This window comes from Anabaena sp. CCY 9910 (genome assembly GCF_963920875.1).
Classification (GTDB): domain Bacteria; phylum Cyanobacteriota; class Cyanobacteriia; order Cyanobacteriales; family Nostocaceae; genus Trichormus; species Trichormus variabilis.
The window spans coordinates 1-22,823 of sequence record NZ_CAWUDJ010000029.1; the positions used below are offsets into that span (position 1 = coordinate 1).

Sequence of the window (22,823 nt, forward strand, 5' to 3'; positions counted from 1 at the left end):
GCTAGTTGAATCTCTTGTCAATTTTTCTTTTCCTAAAGTAACAAAAGAGGGATAATTCCGAGTTTTTTGGGTTAGCAATTACATCAATGCAAAGAAATAATTGCATCAACTTTTGTATCCAGCAAAAATGTGATTATGAGTCATGACGATACTCAACCAAAAAATAACAAACCCAAATACAAAGGTAAATATCGAATTGATTCAACCCGTTTACCAGCATGGAATTATGCTAGTGATAGTGGATATTTCATTACTATTTGCACGGATGGTAAGAAATGCTTTTTTGGTGAGGTTGTGCAGGGTGAAATGCAGCGATCGCCTATTGGAGAAATTGCTTATAAACTGTGGTACGAGATTCCTAATTATTTTTCCAATTGCCAGATAGATGCGTTCTGCGTCATGCCTAATCATATTCATGGAATTTTGATTATTAATCAAACACAAAAAGACGCGATTCCAATACAAAAACAAGAAGAAGACGCGATTCATCGCGTCTCTACAAGTCAATGGGGGGATGGGGAACGGGGCGGGGTTACTGGGTTATTTAACCCGATGTTGTCTAAAAATTCCCTTTCTAAAATTGTTAGGTGGTACAAAGGACGATGTTCGTTTGAAATTAATCAAATTTATCAAGGTTTTGGATGGCAACAAAGGTTCCATGACAACATAATTCGTGATGAATTTGCCCTAGATCGCATCAGACAATATATTATAAATAACCCAATCAATTGGCAAAGCGATGCCTACAACGGCACATAACCCATCGCATCCCTTGTAGAGACGCGATGAATCGCGTCTTCTTCTTGAAATTAATTCAAAAGCCTAAAGTTTAAATTTATTTTGTTAATTTTAGTATTAGAAAGATACCCATTTTTTGACATGGGTATCTGGTGTATCATGAGGACTTTAAGACTCTCTCCCAGAAGCCCAAGTATCACGCCATTTAACTGTGCCTTCCTTCGCCACTACCCAACGACGATTTAAGGTATTTTCTCGCAGAGGCGATCGCCCTTCACGCCACATGGCATATTTGTAACTAATGAGTTTGCCTGCGCTTTCATCAAAGGGAATTTCGGCAAACCAAGTATTAGAGTTGATATATTCCAGGGGATAGGCTTTACTAATATCCCAGTTACCCAATTCTGGACAGTCACCGACAACTACAATAGTTTCCCCTGGTTGAGTATGTACACCATTGAGTTGAACGCGGATAATGGTTTGCGCTTTTACTCGTTCGCCTACATGACTTAAAACGATGACTCCTCGTTCTTCGAGTTGTAGATTGTAGATTTTACCGTCTTTTACCTCAAATTTATTCCGAGTCACCGCACAAGTATGTTCACCATCTGGTAAATCTGTTTGGACTTCTGGTAAAGTCACCTCTCCACCACGATTAAGGGCGACGAAGCAAACAGAAGAACGATAACGGCGGACATAACAATAAACATCGGGTGTGAGGTATTTTTGCCACTGGCTACCCATAGAGACGGCTGGATTTAACCGCCGGATACCAGACAACAATCGGAGGTATCTATAAACCTCAGTATCAGTATCCCAATTTTCCATCATGGGGCGGTTATAGGGGTCATTACCGCCGTTGGTATCATCGTGCAGATATTGTTCTGTACCGTAATAGATACATGGAATACCCCGTGATGTCATAATGAGCGCGATCGCTACCTTCAACATTGCTGGATCGGGGTTGAGGGATTGAAAGCGGGGCATATCATGGTTATCAACAAAGGTGATTAACTCCGTAGCCCCGTTGTAGCGATCATCTTGGTCGAATATTTCTTGGATGAGATGGAATCCCCCTTCCGCACCTTGGGCTAATGCGCCGCGAATTGCTACGCACAGTCCAAAATCAAGTAAAGTCATGCCGGAATTATTGGCAAATTCCACCGAGCGATCGTCACTGGGATGATTGTAAATCCACTCACCAAAAATAAACACATCTGGTTTGTGATTATACATATCACCAGTAAATTCTTGCCAAAACCAAATCGGCATATGTTTGACTGTATCTACCCGCAGTGCATCCACACCCCGGTCTAGCCATTGCTTAATTGCAGACTTGATATAGTTACGATACTCAGTATTATTTTCATTAAAAGTAGCTAAACCAGCCAGTTCACAGTTTTGGACTTGCCAATCATCTTCCCAGTTCTGCACTTCACCATAGTGGTGATACCAGTGATTCACATCATCATTAAAGTCGGCAATTTTTACGCCATCATCATATAACTCACCTTTGCTACCACTAGTATCAGGACTGCTATGGTTACAGACAATATCCAGTATCAGCTTCATTTTCCGCTTGTGTAATTCTGCAATTAAGCGGTCAAAAGTCGTATTTCTGGTTTCTTGAGTATTGTTTAAGGAAGGATCTTCTCCGTTACCAATGTAGCGAGGATTTAGCCGCTTAAAATCTTTTGTCCAATAGCCGTGCATGGCAGCGTTACCAACAAATAATTCCTCGACTTGTTCAAATAAAGGAGTTAGCCAAATGGCTGTTACTCCCATATCTTTCAAGTAGTCTAATTTGTCGATTACTCCTTGTAAATCACCCCCCCAATACTTGCCCCAATCTTTTCCACTGGGGTCATAAAGTTCTGGATTATAACCTTCGCTATTTTCAGAATCGCCATCATAAAAGCGATCTACAACAAGGAAGTAAATAGTTTCTTGGCGAAATTCAATATCTCTAGTGTAGAGAAATTCTAAATCTATTTCTGTCTCTGGCGTAGGCGATTCGATTAATGCTTGTACCTCTGCATTAGCATTTTCGACTTTGTATTGCTCTTCGGAAAATTGTGATGGTGGTGTTTGTACCATAAAAAAATGCAATTTTTAATGCGATATAAAGTATGTATAAACAGAGATACAAATTTTTGTATTTCCCTATTTCTGTAGACAATAGGTATTATCTATTCAAAAATTTTTTTTGAGCATCTATCTTTAGGTAAGTTGTATTTAAAGCTTTCTAAAAGCTGTTGTGCAAGCATATCCAGCGTTTTATAAAAAAAATGGAGATATGAAACCTGCTAATTCTACTCCTTTTAGCTATTAACAAATATATCTTTTGGCGCTAGTAAATTATCTCCAAGACAATTCATGATTCTATCTGGAGCTTTTGGGAAAAGTGTGTAATTGATGACATTTGTTGTCGGCTAACCTTTACACAAAATCTGATTTAACGGGAGGATGCTGCGTGAAAATTGGCGCTCACTACTTGGGTAATGGAGAGTGTGAGTTTACAGTTTGGTCTCCAAAATTAAACAGCGTTGCAGTGCAAATCTTAAAGCCAGAGCAACAGTTAATTCCGCTTAAACCTATAGCGGAGGGTTATTGGCAGATAAAAGTAAATGATGTGTATCCGGGTACGCTTTATCGCTATCAATTAAATGACCAAGAAGCCTTTGCTGACCCGGCTTCCCAGTATCAACCAGAAGGAGTCCACGGAGCATCTGAAGTTGTTGATCATCAATTTAAGTGGACAGATGAAAATTGGTGTGGTGTTCCCTTGGAATCGATGATTTTCTATGAAGTCCATGTAGGGACATTCACGCCGGAAGGAACCTTTACAGCTATCATTCCCCGTTTACCAGAACTGAGGGAATTAGGAATTAATGCCATTGAAATTATGCCGATCGCTCAATTTCCGGGTGATACTCATATTGAGGCTGATTTAGCATACCGTAACTGGGGTTATGATGGCGTTTATCCGTTTGCTGTGCAAAATTCCTACGGCACTCCTACAGATTTAAAGCAATTTGTCAATGCTTGTCACGAAAATGGTATTGCTGTAGTGCTGGATGTGGTTTATAACCACTTTGGCCCAGAAGGTAATTACATGGGTGAGTTCGCGCCCTATTTTACTAGAACATATAAGACACCTTGGGGCAATGCGATGAATTTCGATGATGCTTATAGTCAAGGTGTGCGGAATTATTTTATTGAAAATGCGCTGTATTGGTTGGAAGAGTTCCACATAGATGGGTTGCGGTTGGATGCAATTCAAGCAATCTATGATTTGGGTGCAAAGCATTTCTTGCGGGAGTTGGCGGAAGCTGTACATAACTTCTCCCAAGGGGAAACATGGAAACGCCATTTGATTGCTGAAAGTGACTTGAATAATCCCCAAATCATTCGTCCGGTAGAATTGGGTGGTTATGGACTGGATGCACAGTGGAGTGATGACTTTCACCACGCATTACACGCATTGTTAACAGGCGATCGCCAAGGTTATTATCAAGACTTCGGTAAGTGTGCGGATTTAGCTAAAGCTTACGCAGATACTTTTGTCTATGATTGGCGGTATGCGCCACACCGTAAACGTTTTCATGGTATATCATGCCGCGATCGCCCATTATCTCAGTTTTCGGTATGTATCCAAAATCATGACCAAATAGGTAATCAAATGCAGGGGGAACGCTTATCTGCGCGAATTTCCTTTGCAGGGTTGAAGTTAGCGGCTGGTGCTGTGTTGCTATCGCCTTATTTACCGTTACTTTTCATGGGTGAAGAATATGGCGAAACTGCACCTTTTATATATTTTGTGAGTCATTCTGACCCGGATTTGATTCAAGCTGTACGTGCTGGACGTAAGGAAGAGTTTGAGGCGTTCCATTATGCGGAAGACCCACCAGACCCCGAATCGGCGGAAACTTTCTTGCGGTGTAAACTCAACTGGGAATTACGTCATCAAGGTCAGCACAAGGTTTTATGGGATTGGTATCGTCAGTTAATTCATTTACGTAAAACTCATCCCGCATTGCTGAATTATGACCGCGACAGTATTGAAGCAACTAGTGATGAGGATAAGCAAATAGTTGTGGTGCGGCGTTGGTGTGAGTCGGGGGAAGTGATATTGGTGATGAATTTTAGTTCGTCTGCGGTGACGGTGGTTTTACCAATTCAGCAGAGTGCGCGGAAGTTGTTAGATTCTTCTGGTTGTGGAGGGGTTGAGACTTTGTCTGTGGGGGAGGAGGTTGTTTTACAGCCTACAAGTTTGGTTTTGTATGAGGTTTAGGAGGTTTTTTTAACGCAGAGGGACGCAGAGGAAAGCGCAGAGGGGCGCGGAGTGTTTGTTGGGTTTATTAAATTAAGAGTTATAGATTATGAGAATACCAAAGGCAACTTATAGAGTTCAGTTTACACCGGAGTTTGGGTTTGATGATGCTAGAGCGATCGCATCTTACCTGGCAGATTTAGGTATTTCTGATTTGTACGCGTCTCCGATTTTTAAGGCTAGAACTGGCAGTACACATGGTTATGATGTGGTGGATGGGTCACAACTTAATCCCCAATTAGGAACTACTGAGGCTTTTGAGGCGTTAGTGGCTGAGTTACAGTCTTTTGAGATGGGTTGGTTGCAAGATATTGTCCCAAACCACATGGCTTATAGTAGCGAAAATCCATATTTAATGGATGTGCTGGAACATGGGCCGGATTCTAGCTATACAGACTACTTTGATGTTTGTTGGAATTCTCCATTTGCTAATAGTCAAGAGCGTATCCTGGCTCCTTTGCTAGGGGATTTTTATGGTGAGTCTCTAGAAAAGGGAAATATTCAACTGCAATATGAGCAAAATGGTTTAACTGTTAACTATTACAGCTTAAAATTGCCATTGCGGTTAGAGTCTTACACAAAATTTATTACTCATAATTTGGGCAAGCTGACACGCACGCTGGGACGGAATCACCCTGATTTTATTAAACTTTTAGGCATTCTCTACATTCTGAAAAGTGTTCCCTCGGAAGTTGCAGGGAAACAGCGACAAGACCAAATTGCTTTTATCAAGGGTTTGATTTGGGAACTCTACACCAGTAATGATGATATTCACGCATTCATTGAGGAAAATATTCAAATATTTAACGGTGAACCAGGTAATTCTGAAAGTTTTAATTTGTTAGATGACTTACTCAACGACCAATTCTATCGCCTTGCTTTCTGGAAGGTTGGGGCGGAAGAAATGAATTATCGCCGCTTCTTTACTGTTAACGAATTGATTTCCGTGAAAGTAGAAGAATTGCGCGTGTTTAACAATACCCATAGTTTAATTCAACAATTAGTAGAACAAGGCATATTTACTGGATTGAGAATTGACCATATTGACGGACTTTATCAACCGACGCAGTATTTAGAACGTCTACGGGAAAAGATGGGGGATGTTTATGTCACCGTTGAGAAGATTTTAGAATTAACTGAAGATTTACCAGAAAATTGGGATATTCAAGGTACATCTGGATATGATTTTTTGAATTACGTGAATGGGGTATTTTGTCAATCTACAAATGAATCATTTTTCGATCATATCTACCATAAATTTATTGGTAAGCCTGTAGATTATCCATCCCTTGTAAATGAGAAAAAACACCTGATTTTAGACAAGAACTTAGCAGGTGACATAGATAATTTGGCAAATTTGTTAAAGAATATTGCCAGTAAATACCGCTATGGGAATGATTTTACATTGAATGGGTTGAAGCGAGCGATCGCCGAAGTTCTCACCCTCTTCCCCATTTACCGCACTTATATCACTCCCGATGGGATTGGAGATAGTGATAAAGCCTGCATCCTAGAAGTAATCAAGACAGCTAAAAAACAAGTTCCTCTCCTACATCATGAGATGAACTTTATAGAAAAAGTCATGCTGCTGGAATTCGATGCTTCCCTTACCCAAACAGAACGGGAACAGTGGATATATTTTGTCATGCGGATGCAGCAATATAGTGGCCCCCTCATGGCTAAAGGTGTAGAAGACACCACCTTATATGTATACAACCGTCTCTTATCTCTGAATGAAGTAGGCGGAAACCCCAGCCATTTCGGTATTACCGTCGATAAATTCCACAAATTCAACCAACAACACCAAGCTAACTGGCCTCACACCATGAACGCCACAGCTACCCATGACACCAAACGCGGCGAAGATATGAGAGCCAGGTTAAATGTGTTGTCGGAGATTCCCCAAGAGTGGGAAGAACAGGTAAATCAATGGAGCCAACTTAATCAGGTACATCGTAGCAATAACCAACCCGATCGCAACGACGAATATTTTCTCTATCAAACTCTGGTAGGCGCGTTTCCTTTTGCAGAACATGAACAAGCGTCCTTTGTCCAGAGGGTACAAGACTACATGATTAAAGCCATTCGGGAAGCGAAAGTACATACTGCATGGTTACGTCCCGATAATGAGTACGAAGAAGCTTGTACCTCTTTTATCCAGAAATTACTTGACCCCAACCTATCGCGGCAATTTTTAGAAACATTCTGCCCCTTTCAAGAGAAAATTGCCGAATATGGCATATTTAATTCTCTTTCCCAAACTCTCTTGAAAATTGCTGCTCCTGGTGTACCTGACTTTTACCAAGGAACAGAACTCTGGGACTTAAGCTTAGTTGACCCCGACAACCGTCGTCCCGTTGATTTTGAATCACGCGCTGCATACTTAAGCACCATCCAAGAGCAAAGCAAAACCGATATTCTCGGCTTAATTTCCGAACTAATCCATCACAAAACCGACGGTAGAATCAAACTATTTTTAACATTCCAAGCCCTCAAAGCCAGAACACAATACCTAGAATTATTCCAAGACGGCGAATATCTCCCATTAGAAGTTCACGGAACCCACGCCAACCATATCATCGCATTTGCCAGACAAAAAGGTGAGCAAACAGCGATCGCCATCGCCCCCCGCTTCCTCACCACCCTCACCCCCCCAGGACAACCCCCACTAGGCGAAATCTGGCAAGATACTCACCTAAAACTCCCCCCTCAAACCTGGTACAACCCCCTCACCCACCAAACCCTACAAACCGAAAACACCATACCCATCGCCCAAGCCCTCACCCACTTCCCCGTAGCCTTATTAATCGCCCAATAACCCTCTTCCCTCTCTTCTTTGCGCCTCTGCGCCTCTGCGTGAGAAAAAACCCATGACCAAAAACACCGTCAGAACCTACATCAAACAAACCTGGAAAACCCTCACCCGCTCCCACCAACATTTACTAGAATCCGCCCAAGACACCAAACTAGAACACCAACCCAACACCCCTTGGATTATCTACATCTCCCCCCAAGAAGACTGTAATACAGTCAAGTCCGTATTAGAGCGATCGCTCTCCACAAAAGAGATGCAGCAAATAGAAATTCGCACCTTACCCAGCGAAGTTGAAGCCATCCAAGAACACGGATTGTTATATCTCCCTGGTGCTTACGTCGTCCCTGGTGGTCGTTTTAATGAAATGTATGGTTGGGATAGCTATTTTATTTTGCTTGGACTGTTGCAAGATGAAGAATGGGAACTAGCCCAAAGTCAAGTTGATCAGCTACTTTACCAAGTCCAGCATTACGGTACAATCCTCAACGCTAACCGTACTTATATGCTGACGCGATCGCAACCCCCCGTTTTGAGTATGATGGTACTGGCGTTATTCCAACACACCCAAGACCAAGCATGGCTAAAATCAACCGTGCCATTGCTAGAACAGTTTTATTACTACTGGGTAGTTCCACCTCACCTAAATTCAGCCACAGGCTTATCTAGGTACTACGCCTTAGGCGAAGGCCCAGCACCAGAAGTATTATTTTCCGAACTCGATGAAGCCGGACGCAGCCACTACGAACGTGTCAAGGAATATTACAAAACATTTGAGATTGATGATTATGATGTGAGTTTGTTTTATGACCGAGAAAAAGACGAACTCACAGACTTATTTTACAAAGGCGATCGCTCCATGCGCGAGTCTGGTTTTGATATCACCAACCGCTTTGGCCCCTTCAGTGTTGATATCGTCCATTATGCGCCCGTCTGTCTGAACAGCCTGCTTTATCAAATGGAGCAAGACTTGACGCAAATTCACAAGATTTTAGATAATCCAGAACTTGCAGAACAATGGAGCGATCGCGCTAAGATCCGCCGTGAGCGTATCAATCAATACCTGTGGGATGAAGAAAAAGGAATTTACTTAGACTATCACTTCTACAGTGGCAAACGCCGTCATTATGAATTTGCTACTACCTTCTATCCCTTGTGGACAGGACTTTCCTCCCCAGAACAAGCCCAACGCATTGTAGAAAATCTTTCCTTATTCACAGCCCCAGGAGGAATCTTCACCAGCACCCGTGTAACGGGGAACCAATGGGACGCACCTTTTGGCTGGGCCCCACTCACCCTAATTGCAGTCCAAGGACTTTATCGTTACGGATATCGCAAGGAGGGGGATGATATTGCTCATAAATTCCTAACTATGGCGATTCAAGAATTTACGAAATATGGCTTTTTTGTAGAAAAATACGATGTAGAACGTTGTTCGGCTCAAGTTTCCGATGAAATCTGCTTTGGCTATAGTTCTAACGAGATAGGTTTTGGTTGGACAAATGGAGTCATTTTAGAATTATTAGCTAACCTTGACGATTCATGAAGGCTGAGTGGGAATTATAGCTAGGGACTGGGGACTGGGGATTGGGGACTGGGTGAAAAGTCCTGTTGTGTCTAAGTTGTATCATCTATCGATGTCCTAACACTACTGACAACAGCTATACAAATTCAGGACTTACGTATGAAAAAGAAAAATCAAGGGCTTTGGCTAGGGTATAGGGGTGTAGGGGTGTAGGGGTGTAAGAGCTTTAAACCTATACCCCTACACCCTCACACCCTTACACCCTGTCTCCATAGATAACATCAGTGCGTAAGTCCTAAAATTCAGGAAACTGGCGCTTTAGGGCGGAAAAAACTGGACAAGGGGCTTGTTCTTGTAAATTCTCTGGTTTACTCCAAGTAAAGGGGGCTTTTTGCGCCGCAGACATCCACAATAATTGCTTTGCCCTGGTCATCGCCACATATAGTAAACGATATTCTTCCGCCGTTTTCAAGTGTTTTGCTTGCTCCCAAGCCGACGTTACTTCCGGTATCCCAGTTTCACCATGAAGCGCAGCCCGAATCTGGGCGCGGGCAACTTCTGATAAGGTAAAGTCACCCAAAAATTGGCTTTGGGGCGGAACCCAAAATCGACCAGGGATTAAGTTTTCATGGAGGAAGGGAATAAAAACATAGTTCCAATCCAGCCCTTTGGCTTTGTGCATGGTGATAATTGTCAATTGACCATTGCGGGTGTAACGGGCTTCCGAATCATCGGTTTCCACTGGTTCAAAACGTTCGGAATTGACGATTTCACTTAAAGCGGAAAGCATAGCCCCCATTGAGTTGTTACCCGCTATCTGCTTGTTTACCCGTTCTGAAAGTTTATCAGCAGTCGCCAGTTCCGCTTGGTCATAATTTAACGTCAGGGCAAGGAAAGAAATAATCTGATATAAAGGCAATTCCAAACGAGCGCGCAGTAAACTACGACAAAGATGAGAGGCTTTTTGGACTACTTCCGACTGGGGTGCAGCTAAGGGGCCAGGATACAAAAATTCTTCTGGTAGACTAGCCAAGGCGTTGAGGTCTTGAGTCGGAATTAATTGGCGCTTTACCAATGCTTCTAAAGCTGCTTTGAGATAATCGGGGGAATGGGGGCGATCGCAAAATTGCAATAACGCTAAAATCTCTTGGGGGACATGAGAACGGCGATCGCTTTCTCCCACATCAAATAGTGTAATATTATGCTCTTTACACTTAGGTGCTAGCGCCTCCGCCAACCAACGTCCTTGGCGATTCTCCCGCACTAACACCGCCGCACTCTTCCCCATATCTTCGGTTAATAACTCAATTACCCGTTGAGATAGCAATTCTACAGTGTGATAAATATCACGGGGTATATGTAATTCTAATCCCCTACCTACTGGTGCTGGGTTGACATCGGTTTGCTGGACAGGACGTATTGTTTGCAGACTAAAGGGCGCAGAGAGAGGAAGATGGGGAGACTTTTTATTTTTATCGTAAGAATCATTTACCCATTTCAAAGCAGAGTTAGCAGCTGCAATAATCATAGCGGTACTACGACCAGCTTGATCCATTGTCGCTAGTTTATTAGAGCGATCGCATTCTTGACAAAATTCCCGAAAGTAAATCGGGTCAGCCGGGGTAAAAGTAGAGTTAATCGCTTGATTAGGATCGCCAACACGAATTAAGTTGATTGGGGACTGGGGATTGGGGATTGGGGACTGGGGATTGGGGAAGGTGGGGCCCCCTCTGGGGATAAGGGGTAATGGGGATTGGGGATTGGGCGAAAATCTTGCAGTCAGTTCTCCCCCTGCCCCCTGCCCCCTGCCCCCTGCCTCTCCACCACTCGCCAAAATCTCTAATAACTGCGTTTGCAAGGGGCTGGAATCTTGGGCTTCGTCTTCAAAGACGGCGAAAACTTGGTTTTGCTCAATGCGTCGGGCGCTGTCGTTTTCCAGAACGCGTAGGGCTGCTAGGATCATGTCGTCGTAGTCGATGAAGTCGCGCGATCGCATCAGGTTTTGATACTGCTCGTATAAGCCCGCCGCTATTGTTAAAATCTCGTAAGCGTCTGTAGTTTCTTGACTCCATTGCCGTAGTTGCTCTGGTGATATACCAGAACTTTTGGCTTCATGAATCACAGTAGTTGCCAAATCTGGTAAGATTTCCGTCCGCAATACCGACTGGCGACGTAACCTTTCTGTCTCTTCACCATCAAATTGCTGTCCTTCCAATAACCGCAAATAAAGCTGGGGATGATGATTAATCCATTGTTCAACTGCGGTACGAATAAAGCGATGGCTTTGGTTAGGGGTGATGAGGGTAACATTTTCTAACTCTAACCCCGACAAATCAGGATGGCGACTGGCAATATTCAACGCCAAACCATGCAGAGTATAAACAGCAAAACCAGTTTGCGGTAAGGATAATTGCTTGAGATAGTGACGAATTTTTGCTTTAATATTGGCAGCCGCCGAGCGAGTAAAAGTAACTACCACCAACTGACGACGGGAAGATGTGCGCGACTCCGCCGCCTGCTGATACTGACGAGCAATAGCGATCGCCGCCGCCGCCGCCATCCCCGTAGATTTACCAGCACCAGGTACAGCCGATACCGCCAAAGGCCCCGACTGCCAGTCAGCCATTTGTTGTTGTCCTGGGCGCAGAGTACTGCGAATTAGAGCAATTCTCTCCTGCAAAAGCGCAACAAATGACGGTTGGGATACTGATACAGTGGCGGTAACATTAGTCTCTGACATATCAATTTAAAATTCAAAAATAATTACTCATACCATTTCACTAAAATTCTGATACAAATCCGAACCTAGAAACCTTTGCAAAATATAGGTTTCTTAATTTTGAATTTTGCGAAAAGTTCTGTAGGCGGGTTTCCCGCCGTAGGAAACTTTTCAAGACGAATTTTGAATTTTGAATTGGTATCAGGACGTTACTCAACGCCCCGCTACTATTTTCAGCGCTGCTATTCCCGCTTCATAGCACTTAAATTACTCGTCAATTTGCCACGAGTCCTTAGTTACGTTTTCATCCAAAATTTTTCGCGGACGAACTAGAATAATCACTTTTCCTAATATGGGAAACTCTGGTTCAGTTTCAAACCACTGAAAATCTAACTCGCCGTCGTGATCTACGGCAAAATAACTAAAATCATTCCATTCCCGTTGAGAACGATCTACCACCACTAACACAGGCCCAGACTCAGTTTGATTCTGTTTTGGAAAGCGATCGCTCATCGCTAAAATTGTTACTGGGTCTTCTGCTGCTAACAAAACTTGCCAACCAGGTAAAGCCACCCAAGCTTGTTCACCAGCAAATTTCACTAGGCGAAATGGCTCAACTTCTTCAACTAAGGGAACAGCCTTTAATTCCTGGGCTTTTAAAGGTAACTCACCCACGACAGGAACAATCCGGGGTAACTCATCTTCTGTATCGAAGCGGAAAAAGGGCGGGATGGGAGCCGGACGCTTAGAAACAACGGTAAAATCTACTAGTAATTGTTCGATTTGTTTCCTAGCTGTTTCGCTATGAGCAAAACGTAACCCTTTGGCAATGAGACGCGATCGCTCTTGCAAATCTGAGTATTGCCGTGCTAATTTCCAAGCTTGATAGGCGACTGCATCCCCAGGATGGCTAGAGAATCCTTCTGGTAAGATGCGGAAGCGAGAGAAATCTTTAATCGCTTTGGCTACTTCCCGCGCCTCATCTGCATCGACTTTATGAGTAAAAGTCAATTCACCCGCCGCCGCTCGTTCTTCATGGGTGAGCAAACGTAACTCATATAAAACATCACTTCCCCGTGTAGCATAGTGGGCTAAAGTGGCTGCTGATGCTCCTGCTTTTTCTAAAGAATTATAAACTTGAGAACCAACAATTACCTGATTCTGTTGTACTGGTTCAAATCCAGTTGCCTCAAAAATATCTTGAGGATTGTAACCAGATTTTTGTAGAGAGGCGATCGCCTGACCCCATTCCACCCAATTACCTTGTTTTTGTCTTAACTTTCGTAACAATTCTTGTGCCAATTCATTGCTAGTGTTCTCTGGATTAGGAGCGTTGGGTGGTAATTCAGTCATATTGCAATTCAAGATTCAACAAAATGTTTTTGTAGCGTTTCGTAGAGAAGAAATGGTAGCAGTGCTGAGATTATAGATTTTGAATAGGACACAATTTAAACGCTCATCAGCTTAACTTTATACTGCATCAGTAAATCTTATTGTAATCTTTAACAGCTAACCATCTCTACACTCTACCGCCAAATATATTTTTGAGTTATGAATATTACTCATTACAGTAGGGAAAACTATATCAGCAAATTCCCGCAAGGCTTGGTAAGGATAATCTACTAAGCTTGTAGGGAATATAACAATATAAAAATATTTACAGGTAGTAACTTATGGCTGATGCTGTTACCGAAATTCAGACTGGTCGCCGTCAATCCGCAACATTGGAACGAACAAAAAAACTGAAGATTTTAGTGGTTGACGATGAGCCAGATAATTTAGACTTGCTTTATCGCACTTTTCGCCGAGATTTTAATGTCCTCAAAGCTGATAGCGGAGTAAATGCCTTAGAAGTATTGGCCGCAGAAGGAGAAGTAGCCGTAATTATCTCCGATCAGCGAATGCCAGAAATGAAAGGAACTGAGTTTTTGAGTAAAACTGTGCCTCAGTTCCCCGATACAGTGAGAATAATTCTGACTGGTTTTACGGATATTGAAGACTTGGTAGAAGCGATTAATGCTGGGCAAGTCTACAAGTATATTACTAAGCCCTGGGACCCTGGCGAACTGAAAGCAGTTGTCCAGAGGGCAGCAGAAACCTATGATTTGCTCAAGCAAAGGACAGAAGAATTACGCCGTGCTAATGCCCAAATGTCGCTGTTAACAGTTTTGGTGCAGGTGACACAAGCCTCAAACAGTTTAGAAACAATTCTGACACCCATTGCCACGGCATTTGCTGAAAGTTTCGCCGTCAACGCTTGTATTTTACAAATGTTAGAAGGTCAGACCTTAAGCACGATACAAGGCTTTTACAGTCAGCAAGGTACTGTCAACAACTGGTTAAACCAAGACCCATTGACCAACGAGGCGATCGCTACTGGTCAAATTCAGGTAGCTGCCAATATTGCCAAAGACCCCAAATTAGCCAGCATCAGCCAATATCAAGATAACGGTATCCAAGCCCATGTAGTCATCCCCATTACCTACCGCAATGAAATGTTAGGTGTGCTGTCCCTCCAGTGGCAACAACCGATCTCTTTACGGGAAGATGAATTAACACTCATCCATTTATCAGCCCAACTAGTAGCGATCGCCCTAACTAGTAGTCGCTGTAGTTTATAGTCCCTAAGTAGTCAAGCCAGTCCGCAGTTCGCAGTTACTTGATAATTGCGAACTGCGTTGGCGTTGGTCTTTTTTACAAAGTGCTAACGCGTTCACCAATTGCGATACTGCAAATTATTTCGGTCAATACTTGCCAAAAGAATTGTTATACTGCTGACTTTTCACCACCATTTTCTATATAACGCCGTAAAACTGCATTGATTAAAGCTTTGTATTCTCCATCTTGAGCTTTAAACCACTTCAGAATATCTGGCTCAATCTGTACTAGTCTTTGTGCTTGAGATGCAGGAATCCTTAACGTAGCGTTTTCAAAGAAATCTTCCGTTAATGGTGGGATGTCAGAGTAATCAATCCCTTCATCTTCCATTGTCTCAAGTGCAGCCCAGTTAGTACGAGAGGTATTGTTCAAATCTTTGTCGCTCATACCGATTTGCCCTTCGTGCTGAAATTATCCGAATTACTTCATTTTGCCGTTCTGTCCACACAACAACCGCTACCCCATTACCGAGAAAACCAATACCTAACCAATGGTCTTCACCATAGTCAAAACGATCATCTAACTCAACGAACATTGAACTCTCAAACATCTGCGGGACATCAGCAAAATCAATTTCGTGTTTACGAATATTTTCTAGATTTTTTGCTTCATCCCATTCAAACCGCATGAAATTTTATATAACGCCATAATTATCGTGTATTTTACCCCATCTTATGGTTGACTGTTGACTAATGACTATGGACTAACGACCATTGACTAATGACAAACGAAATTCGCGCTATTTTTGACCGCATTGCCCCCGTCTACGACCAGTTGAATGATTGGCTAAGTCTAGGACAGCATCGCATCTGGAAAGAAATGGCGATTAAATGGACTGGGGCTAAACCAGGAGATACTTGTTTAGATTTATGTTGCGGGAGTGGGGATTTAGCCCTGCGTCTAGCACGGCGTGTAGGCTCAACAGGCCATGTATACGGTGTGGATTTCTCTGCTAACCTGCTAGAAACCGCCAAACAACGCTCCCAAGCACAATACCCCCAACCTCATATTTCTTGGGTGGAAGCCAATGTCCTGGATTTACCTTTTGAGGATAATCAATTTGATGCGGCGACAATGGGCTACGGCTTAAGAAATGTCACAGATATTCCCCGTAGCCTCCAAGAACTGCGCCGCGTACTCAAACCCAATGCAAAGGCAGCCATTTTAGATTTTCATCGCCCCAATAATCAACAATTCCGCACCTTTCAGCAGTGGTACTTAGATAGTATAGTTGTACCACTAGCCGATCGCCTGGGAGTCAAAGAAGAATATGCTTACATCAGCCCCAGCTTAGACCGCTTCCCCATTGGCAAAGAACAAGTAGAAATAGCCCTTAAAGTTGGTTTTGCCTCAGCCACACACTACCCCATTGCGAACGGTATGATGGGAGTATTGATAATTAGTAAATAGGTAATTGGTAATTGGTAATTGGTAATTGGTGAGTCCAGTCCTGTAGAAGGGTTTCCCTCCGTAGGGAACTGGTGAATCCGAAGGGGAATTGGTAAACGGGAATTGGTAATTAATAGTTAGATAAACTATTACCCAGTATCCAGTACCCAGTACCCAGTACCCAGTACCTAATACCCATTCCTAATCCAACAAAAAACAGTGGATTGGTCACATCTTTGGCTGTATGTATCTCCCCCAATATTGGGTGGAATTATTGGCTATTTCACCAATGATATAGCTATCAAAATGCTATTTCGTCCCTACCGAGCAATTTATATTGGCGGACGAAGAGTGCCATTCACGCCCGGATTGATTCCTCGCAACCAGGAACGTTTGGCAAAGAATATTTCCGATACAATCATGGGGTCGTTACTGACACCCGATGAATTGCAAAAATTGGCACGGCGTTTATTGAAAACTGAGCGTGTACAAGGTGCAATTCTCTGGTTGCTGCAACTTGCCATAGATCAAATTAAAACCGATACAAACAAGAAAAGTGCCAAAATTGTAGCGGGTATTTTGCGGGATTTGATAGGGGAATCATTGCCTCGCTTACTCAAGGTGTTGGCAAGAAGAGAAGACTTTTTAGAAGCGCAAATTAATCAGATTTTTGATCAGATTCTACTGGAATTACAACTCAGTGAAGAACAAGCCAGCAGACTAGCCGATTGGTTCTTAGAAGTTGTTTTGCCACCAGATGTTATCCGACAGGCGATTGTAGATTTCTTAACAGATCGCACAATTCAAATTATTGACGAAAGCTTTCGGGAAAAAACCAGTGGTACTTATTGGGTAGTAGCAAATCTGTTTGGTTTACGTAACACCCTTACAAGGTTACGTACTTTTTGTCTAGATGAAAAAGAAGCGACTAACAATCGTTTAACAGAATTAATTCAAGATTTGCAGATGCGCGATCGCTTCAGAAAAATTTTGCAGAATTTAACATTGCAAAATTTACCAATCGGCACAGTTAGACAACTGCGAAAAACCACACGAGAAACTGTTCGTCAATATGTTCAAACCAGTGGTAGCGACTTACTACAAGGATTAACAGATTCTATCAACTGGGAAAATATCGCCGAATTGCTGTTAAATCGTCTGAGTAATTCACCAGTGGTTATGAGTTCTTTAGAAGTCGTCAGCCAAGAATTAGCTCTAATTTTAGAACGATATTTAGAAAAAGATTTAGAGGTTATCGTTGCCCAGGTAATTCCTATTTTATCCATCGATCAAGTAATTGTTGACCGTGTAAAATCAACTTCACCTGCTGATTTAGAAGCAGCAATTGAGGGAATTGTTAAAAATGAATTACAGGCAATTGTCAGTCTAGGGGGAATATTAGGCTTAATAGTCGGACTATTTCAAACAGCATTTTTCATTTTTAGTCAACAGTAAAAATTCCTGTTTCCTTTCCCAGCTACCTGGATTACAAACTATTGTAAACTGCTGATGTATCTCAAATATTGCAGTTATAAGTTAAAAATTCAGGTTTATGCAGGCAAATGTGTTTACTAATGTGATTTTGCCTTTAGCCCTAGCGATTATCATGCTGGGCATGGGGCTATCTTTGCAGATAGAAGACTTTAAACGTGTCACGAAATATCCTAAAGCAGTCTCTATTGGTTCGATAACTCAGCTAATTCTTTTACCAATCATAGGTTTTTTAGTTGCTAAAGTTGTGCCGATGCAGCCAGAAATTGCTGTGGGATTAGTCATCTTGTCTTTGTGTCCAGGCGGCCCTTCATCGAATATGATTACCTACCTGGCTAAAGGCGATGTGGCATTGTCGGTGACCCTGACTGTCGTCAGCAGTATGGTTACAATATTTACAATTCCTATATTTGCTAATTTAGCACTCCAGCATTTTTTGGGACAAACGGCAGCGATCGCCTTACCCATTGGTTCCACAATGCTACAAATATTTTTAATTACAATTGTGCCGATTGCTTTGGGAATGTATATCAAGCGCATCTTTCCCGAAACCGCTTTGCGCTTAGAAAAAGTAACTAATCGCTTAGCGATCGCCTTTTTGGCTTTAATTATTTTGATACTCGTAATTCGTGAGTGGAACCGTATCCCCGGCTTTATTGTGCAAGTGGGTGTGGGAGTAGTAATTTTGAATATCCTCGCCATGTTGTCTGGATGGTATATGAGTAAATTCTTTCAACTCAACATCCCTCAACAAATTTGTGTCGCCATAGAAGTGGGAATTCAAAACGGTACACTAGCGATCGCCATCACTGCTGGACTGCTAAAAAACCAAGACATGGCAATTCCTGCGGCTATTTATAGCTTGTTTATGAATCTCACGGCTTTCGTCGCCATTTACTACGGTAGAAAGTTGTCCGCAACTAATTCTCCTACTAATCATTTAGTTGGTAAAGTCTAAATTCACAACAAATTACTATTGACTATTGACTATTGACTAACAATCCCTGACCACTGCACTTTTTTCTGTTTTTCACGACGATAAGAGAAGAAATGCTCTGGGGTTTGGTATGTACAATAAGGTGCGATCGCTATTTGCTCTAGGCTAATACCCAAGTTTTCTAGCTGTAAAGCATTGACTCGTCTGACATCAACCCTCACCCTTCCTGGTTCTGGGTCGGCTAGTAAGGGTGAGTGGGGTAGCTCGTGTAATGAGTTGATGATTACATGAGTGTCTTCATGTGATATAATACTAGCCCCAATTTCGGCGGCGACATTAACAGAAACTTGGTAAACTTCACCGGCGATCGCTGGCCCCAATGCAATGCGTAAATCGGCTAACTGAGTGCCGTGTGTTTGCATCCGGGCGATCGCTTGGGGGACAATTTTCTGGGCTGTACCCCGCCAACCGGCATGGAGTGCGGCGACTTGCCCAGTTTTCACATCTCCAATCAACACAGGTGTACAATCGGCACTGGCTACCCAGATTGCTTGTAGGGGTTGCTGACTCAACAAACCATCAGCAGAGGCTAAGGCAGAATCGTCCGTATTGCCATTAGTGTGATTGTCAACTTCTTGGGGAGTGAGGACAGTATTGCCATGTACCTGCTTCAAGCGATATGCTGATGCTTCTGGGTGCAGCACCTTTGTTAATTCATGGGGCGATCGCGGCCAAAATTGCTGTGTAAAAAAGCCGTGCTGCCAATCTTTTAAGAGACTACAGCTCAAGTAAGGTAGTCCTTCCCAATTGTGCCAGTGCCAAGTGTGCATCTTGAACCAAACCTAAACATAAAATCACTCATCAGCCAATTAATGCTAACTTGATCAACGGGATTTCGGTTCATGGCTGGGGAATTTAATCAACAAAAATTAGAAACTGCGCTGCAAGCAGAGCGAAAATATTGCTATTTACCATTTTCGCTGCATATTTTTTCTACTGTCGCCTCCACTAACAAAACCCTCTGGGAACTAATCAACCAAGGTGCGGGTACAGGTTCCGTAGTTATTGCCACACAACAGACAGCCGGACGGGGACAATGGGGTCGTCAGTGGGTTTCGCCAACGGGGGGATTATATGTTTCTGTGGCACTCACTCCCAAGGTAGACGCAAATGCCAGTTATCAAATAACTTTAGCTACTGCTTGGGGGATAGCCTGTCAATTACGGGAATCTGGGGTGAATGTGGGGATTAAATGGCCGAATGATTTAGTTTTGGAGGGACGTAAATTAGGTGGAATTTTAACAGAAACAAAAATCAGCCAAGGTCAGATTTCCCAAGCGGTTGTCGGTGTGGGTATTAACTGGTCAAATTCAGTACCAGAGACGGGAATTAACTTAGAATCATGGCAGGCTGACAAAACACATAAACCCATATCTTGTCTGGAAAGCTTAACCAGTAAGGTTTTACTGGGTATAGAGTCCGGTATGCTTTGCCTTTTCCAAGAAGGAATTAGCATACTCTTGTCTCGCTATTCAGAATTATTGGTGAATATGGGCGATCGCGTACACGTCCATGATCTTTCCGGTATTGTGGTGGGAGTTACGCCGCAGGGAGATTTACGCGTGTCTTTAGAAACAGATTGCGTAACTGACACCAAAGCACCAGAACTTTATTTAGAACCCGGTACAATTAGTTTGGGTTATCGTAGGTCTTTAGGTACATATTAGGTTTGTTTAAAAAAATCGCTCTTTGGGCTAGACAAACCACTGTCATCATCTGTTTAGCAAAATTAAACATAAAAGAGAGAACAAATGACGCAGCGCCATAACTCTGCCCATAACCATTTGCACCAACCACAGCAACAAGGTTTGACAACAAAACGTCTAGCTTATACCCTACCAGCACAAAGTTTGTGTTTGTTGAGTAGCGTTAGCCTTCTTAGTGGCGGATTAGCAGTCGCCCAAACGGAAACATCCATAGATAACATCGTTCCTACTATTGAAAATGCCCAGCCCGCAGCAGGCACAATTACTGTAAAAAAAGATATTGTTATACCGGAAGCATCACCAACTCAGCCAAAATTTTCCCAACGACGAGCCTCACTTAAACAAAGACTGCGTAAGCAAGAAGTAGCCGAAACTAGACAGTCTCAACCAAAGCCTGAGTCTACTGAACCCGTTTTTAGTGTGCGACAGTCGCAACCACAAGTAGAAACTTCCCGTGTTGCTCCCACTAAGAACCCAGAAGTTAAACCCAAGGTAGCCGAAACTCCACGAGTTACTCCTACCAAAGACCCAGAAGTAGCAACTCCGACACCTTCCCTCAGAGATAACCTTCCAGCCTTTGCCAAACCTGCCAACAATGGTGTTGCGGCAGAGCAAACCAGGGATTTTAACAACGCTTATATTGACCCAAACGATTACAGTGATAAAACTGCGGGTACTTATCAAGCGCCGAATTCTGTAATCATTACAGAACGCTCCAGTGGTTGTCGTACTGTGTTGTCTTCAGGACAAGGGATTGGCAACGCCTGCGCTAAACCTGCGGATAAGCAGCCTGTAGCTAATTCCAGTGGCAAATCATCCCCCTCTTGGCTCAGAAGAAGCCAAAACACTCAGTTAGCCACTGTACCCCCAGCCCGGCGACTCCTAGCCACTAACAACAACACCAGATGGGGCAATTCTGGGGTCGCTGCTGCTGGCTCCACCAAAGCCTCATATCACCCCAATCGCTTTATTCCTAACCCCAGCAATTTCGTCAGCACGACAACAGTTAGCGCGACTCCCATTGCCCCTAGTGGTGGCACACTACCCCCACCAATGGCAGAAGGTAACGTTGCGCCTCGCGTCAGCACCGTAGCTTACGACATCCCCTTGGCATCGGTATTACCACAAATTCCTTACGCCAATACCATCGCCTATCGCGGTACAGGCATGGTTTATCCTTTGGCTGTAGCTTCTCCTATCACTTCTATGTTCGGCTGGCGTGTCCACCCCATCACAGGTAATCAACGCTTTCACGCCGGCACTGATTTAGGTGCGCCTACAGGTACACCGGTTTTGGCAGCCGCTAGGGGTCAAGTCGCGACTTCTGATTGGGTGGGTGGTTATGGTTTAACGGTTATCCTCAATCATGGTTCTGCTCAACAAACCCTATACGGGCATATGTCAGAATTACTAGTCCAACCAGGACAATGGGTAGAACCAGGAATGGTAATTGGACGAGTCGGTAGCACCGGTAACTCCACAGGTCCTCACCTCCACTTTGAAGTACGCCACCTGACACAAAACGGATGGGTAGCTGTTGACCCTGGTGTACAGTTACAGATTGCCCTCAGCCAATTGCTCAACAGTTCACGTACAGCACGAGCTATTCGGGATTAGGGACTGGGTTGCTAGATCCCCGACTTCTTCAAGAAGTCGGGGATCTGAACCTAAGATGTTACAGATATCCATGCTCTAAAAGAAATGCAGGTGTAATATCTGTATCTGTGGTGCGACGTTGACCGGGTTGGAGAAATTTTTCGACGTACTTGCCTAAGATATCCCCTTCCAAATTTACCAAGCTGCCAGGGACAAGATAGCGGAGATTAGTCTCAGCGTAAGTAAGAGGAATAACTGCCACGGTAAACTGAGATAATTCAGGCTCATAGGCAGCTACAGTGAGACTAATGCCATTGACAGTAATGCTACCCTTGGGGACAATGTAACGTGCGATCGCTTCCGGTGCAGTAAAGGTCATTTCCCAAGAACTGGCTGTCTGTTCAAACCCTAGCAATTGACCTACCCCATCTACATGACCCATGACAAAGTGACCGCCGACTTTACCACCAACTCTTAAGGAAGTTTCTAGGTTGACGTATCCTTGTTGTGTTTGCTCAGTTCCTAGAGTAGTGCGGCGCAAAGTTTCCGGGGAAGCTGAGGCGATAAACCCATCTTTTAAAATTTCCTCCACTGTTAAGCAAACACCATCTACCGCAACACTGTCACCGTAAGCCAGATCCTGCATAATTGATAATGACTGACTCACACAAGTAATCTGCCAAGAATCGCCCCCTAAAGGTTTGATTGTTCCTAATGCCTGTACTAATCCTGTAAACACGGCTTTTTTGTAAAACTAACTTTATTTATTACTTAATTTTGCCGAAAATCCACTGGTAATTCTCACAAGAATGGCAAAAATTCTGAGTATATTTTCTGACTCTATTTATTATAAGGTTAT

General features: G+C 43.2%; 17 protein-coding genes. 10 read left to right on the forward strand and 7 right to left on the reverse strand.

The genetic code is table 11. The annotated features are described in order from the left end of the window. The first annotated feature begins 135 nt into the window (after positions 1 to 135). A complete protein-coding gene (locus ACM5QX_RS19665; RefSeq protein ID WP_414755040.1) occupies positions 136 to 759 on the forward strand; it encodes a transposase in 624 nt (207 codons plus the stop codon). A gap of 147 nt (positions 760 to 906) precedes the next feature. Here ACM5QX_RS19665 and ACM5QX_RS19670 read toward each other — a convergent pair whose 3' ends face one another. Continuing rightward, positions 907 to 2,835 carry an alpha-amylase family glycosyl hydrolase gene (locus ACM5QX_RS19670; RefSeq protein ID WP_414755041.1) on the reverse strand — a complete coding sequence of 643 codons (1,929 nt, stop codon included), beginning with the start codon at positions 2,833 to 2,835 and terminating at the stop codon, positions 907 to 909. A 376-nt stretch (positions 2,836 to 3,211) separates the two neighbouring features. Here ACM5QX_RS19670 and treZ point away from each other — a divergent pair, with 376 nt between their 5' ends. The 3 genes from treZ (at position 3,212) to ACM5QX_RS19685 (ending at position 9,429) form a co-directional block, all read left to right on the forward strand. Then, a complete protein-coding gene (gene treZ / locus ACM5QX_RS19675; protein WP_414755042.1) occupies positions 3,212 to 5,032 on the forward strand; it encodes a malto-oligosyltrehalose trehalohydrolase in 1,821 nt (606 codons plus the stop codon). Positions 5,033 to 5,120: 88 nt separating this feature from the next. Further along, positions 5,121 to 7,889, forward strand: a complete 2,769-nt coding sequence (gene treY, locus ACM5QX_RS19680; protein ID WP_414755043.1) for a malto-oligosyltrehalose synthase — start codon at positions 5,121 to 5,123, stop codon at positions 7,887 to 7,889. 52 nt (positions 7,890 to 7,941) lie between these two features. Further along, positions 7,942 to 9,429, forward strand: a complete 1,488-nt coding sequence (locus ACM5QX_RS19685) for a trehalase family glycosidase (protein WP_414755044.1) — start codon at positions 7,942 to 7,944, stop codon at positions 9,427 to 9,429. A 274-nt stretch (positions 9,430 to 9,703) separates the two neighbouring features. On the opposite strand, the gene ACM5QX_RS19690 is transcribed toward ACM5QX_RS19685, so the two are convergent. Further along, positions 9,704 to 12,148, reverse strand: coding sequence for an ATP-dependent helicase (locus ACM5QX_RS19690; RefSeq protein WP_414755045.1), 2,445 nt, complete (start codon positions 12,146 to 12,148; stop codon positions 9,704 to 9,706). A 246-nt stretch (positions 12,149 to 12,394) separates the two neighbouring features. Next, positions 12,395 to 13,480 (reverse strand): RuBisCO accumulation factor 1, encoded by a 1,086-nt coding sequence (locus tag ACM5QX_RS19695; protein WP_414755046.1) that lies wholly within the window; start codon positions 13,478 to 13,480, stop codon positions 12,395 to 12,397. 320 nt (positions 13,481 to 13,800) lie between these two features. Here ACM5QX_RS19695 and ACM5QX_RS19700 point away from each other — a divergent pair, with 320 nt between their 5' ends. Beyond that, positions 13,801 to 14,748 carry a response regulator gene (locus ACM5QX_RS19700; protein ID WP_011318247.1) on the forward strand — a complete coding sequence of 316 codons (948 nt, stop codon included), beginning with the start codon at positions 13,801 to 13,803 and terminating at the stop codon, positions 14,746 to 14,748. 145 nt (positions 14,749 to 14,893) lie between these two features. Here the strand turns inward: ACM5QX_RS19700 and ACM5QX_RS19705 are convergent, their stop codons facing one another. Both ACM5QX_RS19705 and ACM5QX_RS19710 read right to left on the reverse strand, forming a co-directional pair. Further along, complete coding sequence (locus ACM5QX_RS19705) at positions 14,894 to 15,172, reverse strand: BrnA antitoxin family protein (RefSeq protein ID WP_414755047.1); 279 nt, start codon at positions 15,170 to 15,172, stop codon at positions 14,894 to 14,896. Then, positions 15,135 to 15,413: a BrnT family toxin gene (locus ACM5QX_RS19710; RefSeq protein WP_414755048.1), complete on the reverse strand. Its 279-nt coding sequence runs from the start codon at positions 15,411 to 15,413 to the stop codon at positions 15,135 to 15,137. Before ACM5QX_RS19710 ends, ACM5QX_RS19705 begins: the two co-directional genes overlap by 38 nt. 92 nt (positions 15,414 to 15,505) lie before the next feature. Here ACM5QX_RS19710 and ubiE point away from each other — a divergent pair, with 92 nt between their 5' ends. The 3 genes from ubiE to ACM5QX_RS19725 all read left to right on the forward strand — a co-directional run bounded on the left by ubiE (position 15,506) and on the right by ACM5QX_RS19725 (position 18,623). Continuing rightward, a complete protein-coding gene (gene ubiE / locus ACM5QX_RS19715; protein WP_414755049.1) occupies positions 15,506 to 16,195 on the forward strand; it encodes a bifunctional demethylmenaquinone methyltransferase/2-methoxy-6-polyprenyl-1,4-benzoquinol methylase UbiE in 690 nt (229 codons plus the stop codon). A gap of 198 nt (positions 16,196 to 16,393) precedes the next feature. Further along, positions 16,394 to 17,629 carry a DUF445 domain-containing protein gene (locus ACM5QX_RS19720; RefSeq protein ID WP_414755050.1) on the forward strand — a complete coding sequence of 412 codons (1,236 nt, stop codon included), beginning with the start codon at positions 16,394 to 16,396 and terminating at the stop codon, positions 17,627 to 17,629. A gap of 97 nt (positions 17,630 to 17,726) precedes the next feature. Continuing rightward, positions 17,727 to 18,623, forward strand: coding sequence for a bile acid:sodium symporter family protein (locus ACM5QX_RS19725; RefSeq protein WP_414755051.1), 897 nt, complete (start codon positions 17,727 to 17,729; stop codon positions 18,621 to 18,623). Between the two features lie 29 nt (positions 18,624 to 18,652). Here ACM5QX_RS19725 and pgeF read toward each other — a convergent pair whose 3' ends face one another. Beyond that, positions 18,653 to 19,432: a peptidoglycan editing factor PgeF gene (gene pgeF, locus ACM5QX_RS19730; RefSeq protein ID WP_414755052.1), complete on the reverse strand. Its 780-nt coding sequence runs from the start codon at positions 19,430 to 19,432 to the stop codon at positions 18,653 to 18,655. A 72-nt stretch (positions 19,433 to 19,504) separates the two neighbouring features. Between pgeF and ACM5QX_RS19735 the strand changes: the two genes are divergently transcribed. Then, a complete protein-coding gene (locus tag ACM5QX_RS19735) occupies positions 19,505 to 20,329 on the forward strand; it encodes a biotin--[acetyl-CoA-carboxylase] ligase (protein WP_414755053.1) in 825 nt (274 codons plus the stop codon). A gap of 84 nt (positions 20,330 to 20,413) precedes the next feature. Further along, positions 20,414 to 21,985 (forward strand): peptidoglycan DD-metalloendopeptidase family protein, encoded by a 1,572-nt coding sequence (locus tag ACM5QX_RS19740; RefSeq protein ID WP_414755055.1) that lies wholly within the window; start codon positions 20,414 to 20,416, stop codon positions 21,983 to 21,985. Between the two features lie 58 nt (positions 21,986 to 22,043). Here ACM5QX_RS19740 and ACM5QX_RS19745 read toward each other — a convergent pair whose 3' ends face one another. Next, positions 22,044 to 22,703, reverse strand: a complete 660-nt coding sequence (locus tag ACM5QX_RS19745) for a riboflavin synthase (RefSeq protein ID WP_190565546.1) — start codon at positions 22,701 to 22,703, stop codon at positions 22,044 to 22,046. Between the last annotated feature and the right edge of the window lie 120 nt (positions 22,704 to 22,823).

What these genes read in the sequence shown, in the direction of transcription:
- ACM5QX_RS19665 (WP_414755040.1), top strand. Translation starts at nt 136, where the DNA reads ATGAGTCATGACGATACTCAACCAAAAAATAACAAACCCAAATACAAA.
- ACM5QX_RS19700 (WP_011318247.1), top strand. Translation starts at nt 13,801, where the DNA reads ATGGCTGATGCTGTTACCGAAATTCAGACTGGTCGCCGTCAATCCGCA.
- ACM5QX_RS19695 (WP_414755046.1), bottom strand. Translation starts at nt 13,480, where the DNA reads ATGACTGAATTACCACCCAACGCTCCTAATCCAGAGAACACTAGCAAT.
- ubiE (WP_414755049.1), top strand. Translation starts at nt 15,506, where the DNA reads ATGACAAACGAAATTCGCGCTATTTTTGACCGCATTGCCCCCGTCTAC.
- ACM5QX_RS19670 (WP_414755041.1), bottom strand. Translation starts at nt 2,835, where the DNA reads ATGGTACAAACACCACCATCACAATTTTCCGAAGAGCAATACAAAGTC.
- ACM5QX_RS19710 (WP_414755048.1), bottom strand. Translation starts at nt 15,413, where the DNA reads ATGCGGTTTGAATGGGATGAAGCAAAAAATCTAGAAAATATTCGTAAA.
- ACM5QX_RS19740 (WP_414755055.1), top strand. Translation starts at nt 20,414, where the DNA reads ATGACGCAGCGCCATAACTCTGCCCATAACCATTTGCACCAACCACAG.
- ACM5QX_RS19690 (WP_414755045.1), bottom strand. Translation starts at nt 12,148, where the DNA reads ATGTCAGAGACTAATGTTACCGCCACTGTATCAGTATCCCAACCGTCA.
- ACM5QX_RS19725 (WP_414755051.1), top strand. Translation starts at nt 17,727, where the DNA reads ATGCAGGCAAATGTGTTTACTAATGTGATTTTGCCTTTAGCCCTAGCG.
- ACM5QX_RS19735 (WP_414755053.1), top strand. Translation starts at nt 19,505, where the DNA reads ATGGCTGGGGAATTTAATCAACAAAAATTAGAAACTGCGCTGCAAGCA.
- ACM5QX_RS19685 (WP_414755044.1), top strand. Translation starts at nt 7,942, where the DNA reads ATGACCAAAAACACCGTCAGAACCTACATCAAACAAACCTGGAAAACC.
- pgeF (WP_414755052.1), bottom strand. Translation starts at nt 19,432, where the DNA reads ATGCACACTTGGCACTGGCACAATTGGGAAGGACTACCTTACTTGAGC.
- treY (WP_414755043.1), top strand. Translation starts at nt 5,121, where the DNA reads ATGAGAATACCAAAGGCAACTTATAGAGTTCAGTTTACACCGGAGTTT.
- ACM5QX_RS19705 (WP_414755047.1), bottom strand. Translation starts at nt 15,172, where the DNA reads ATGAGCGACAAAGATTTGAACAATACCTCTCGTACTAACTGGGCTGCA.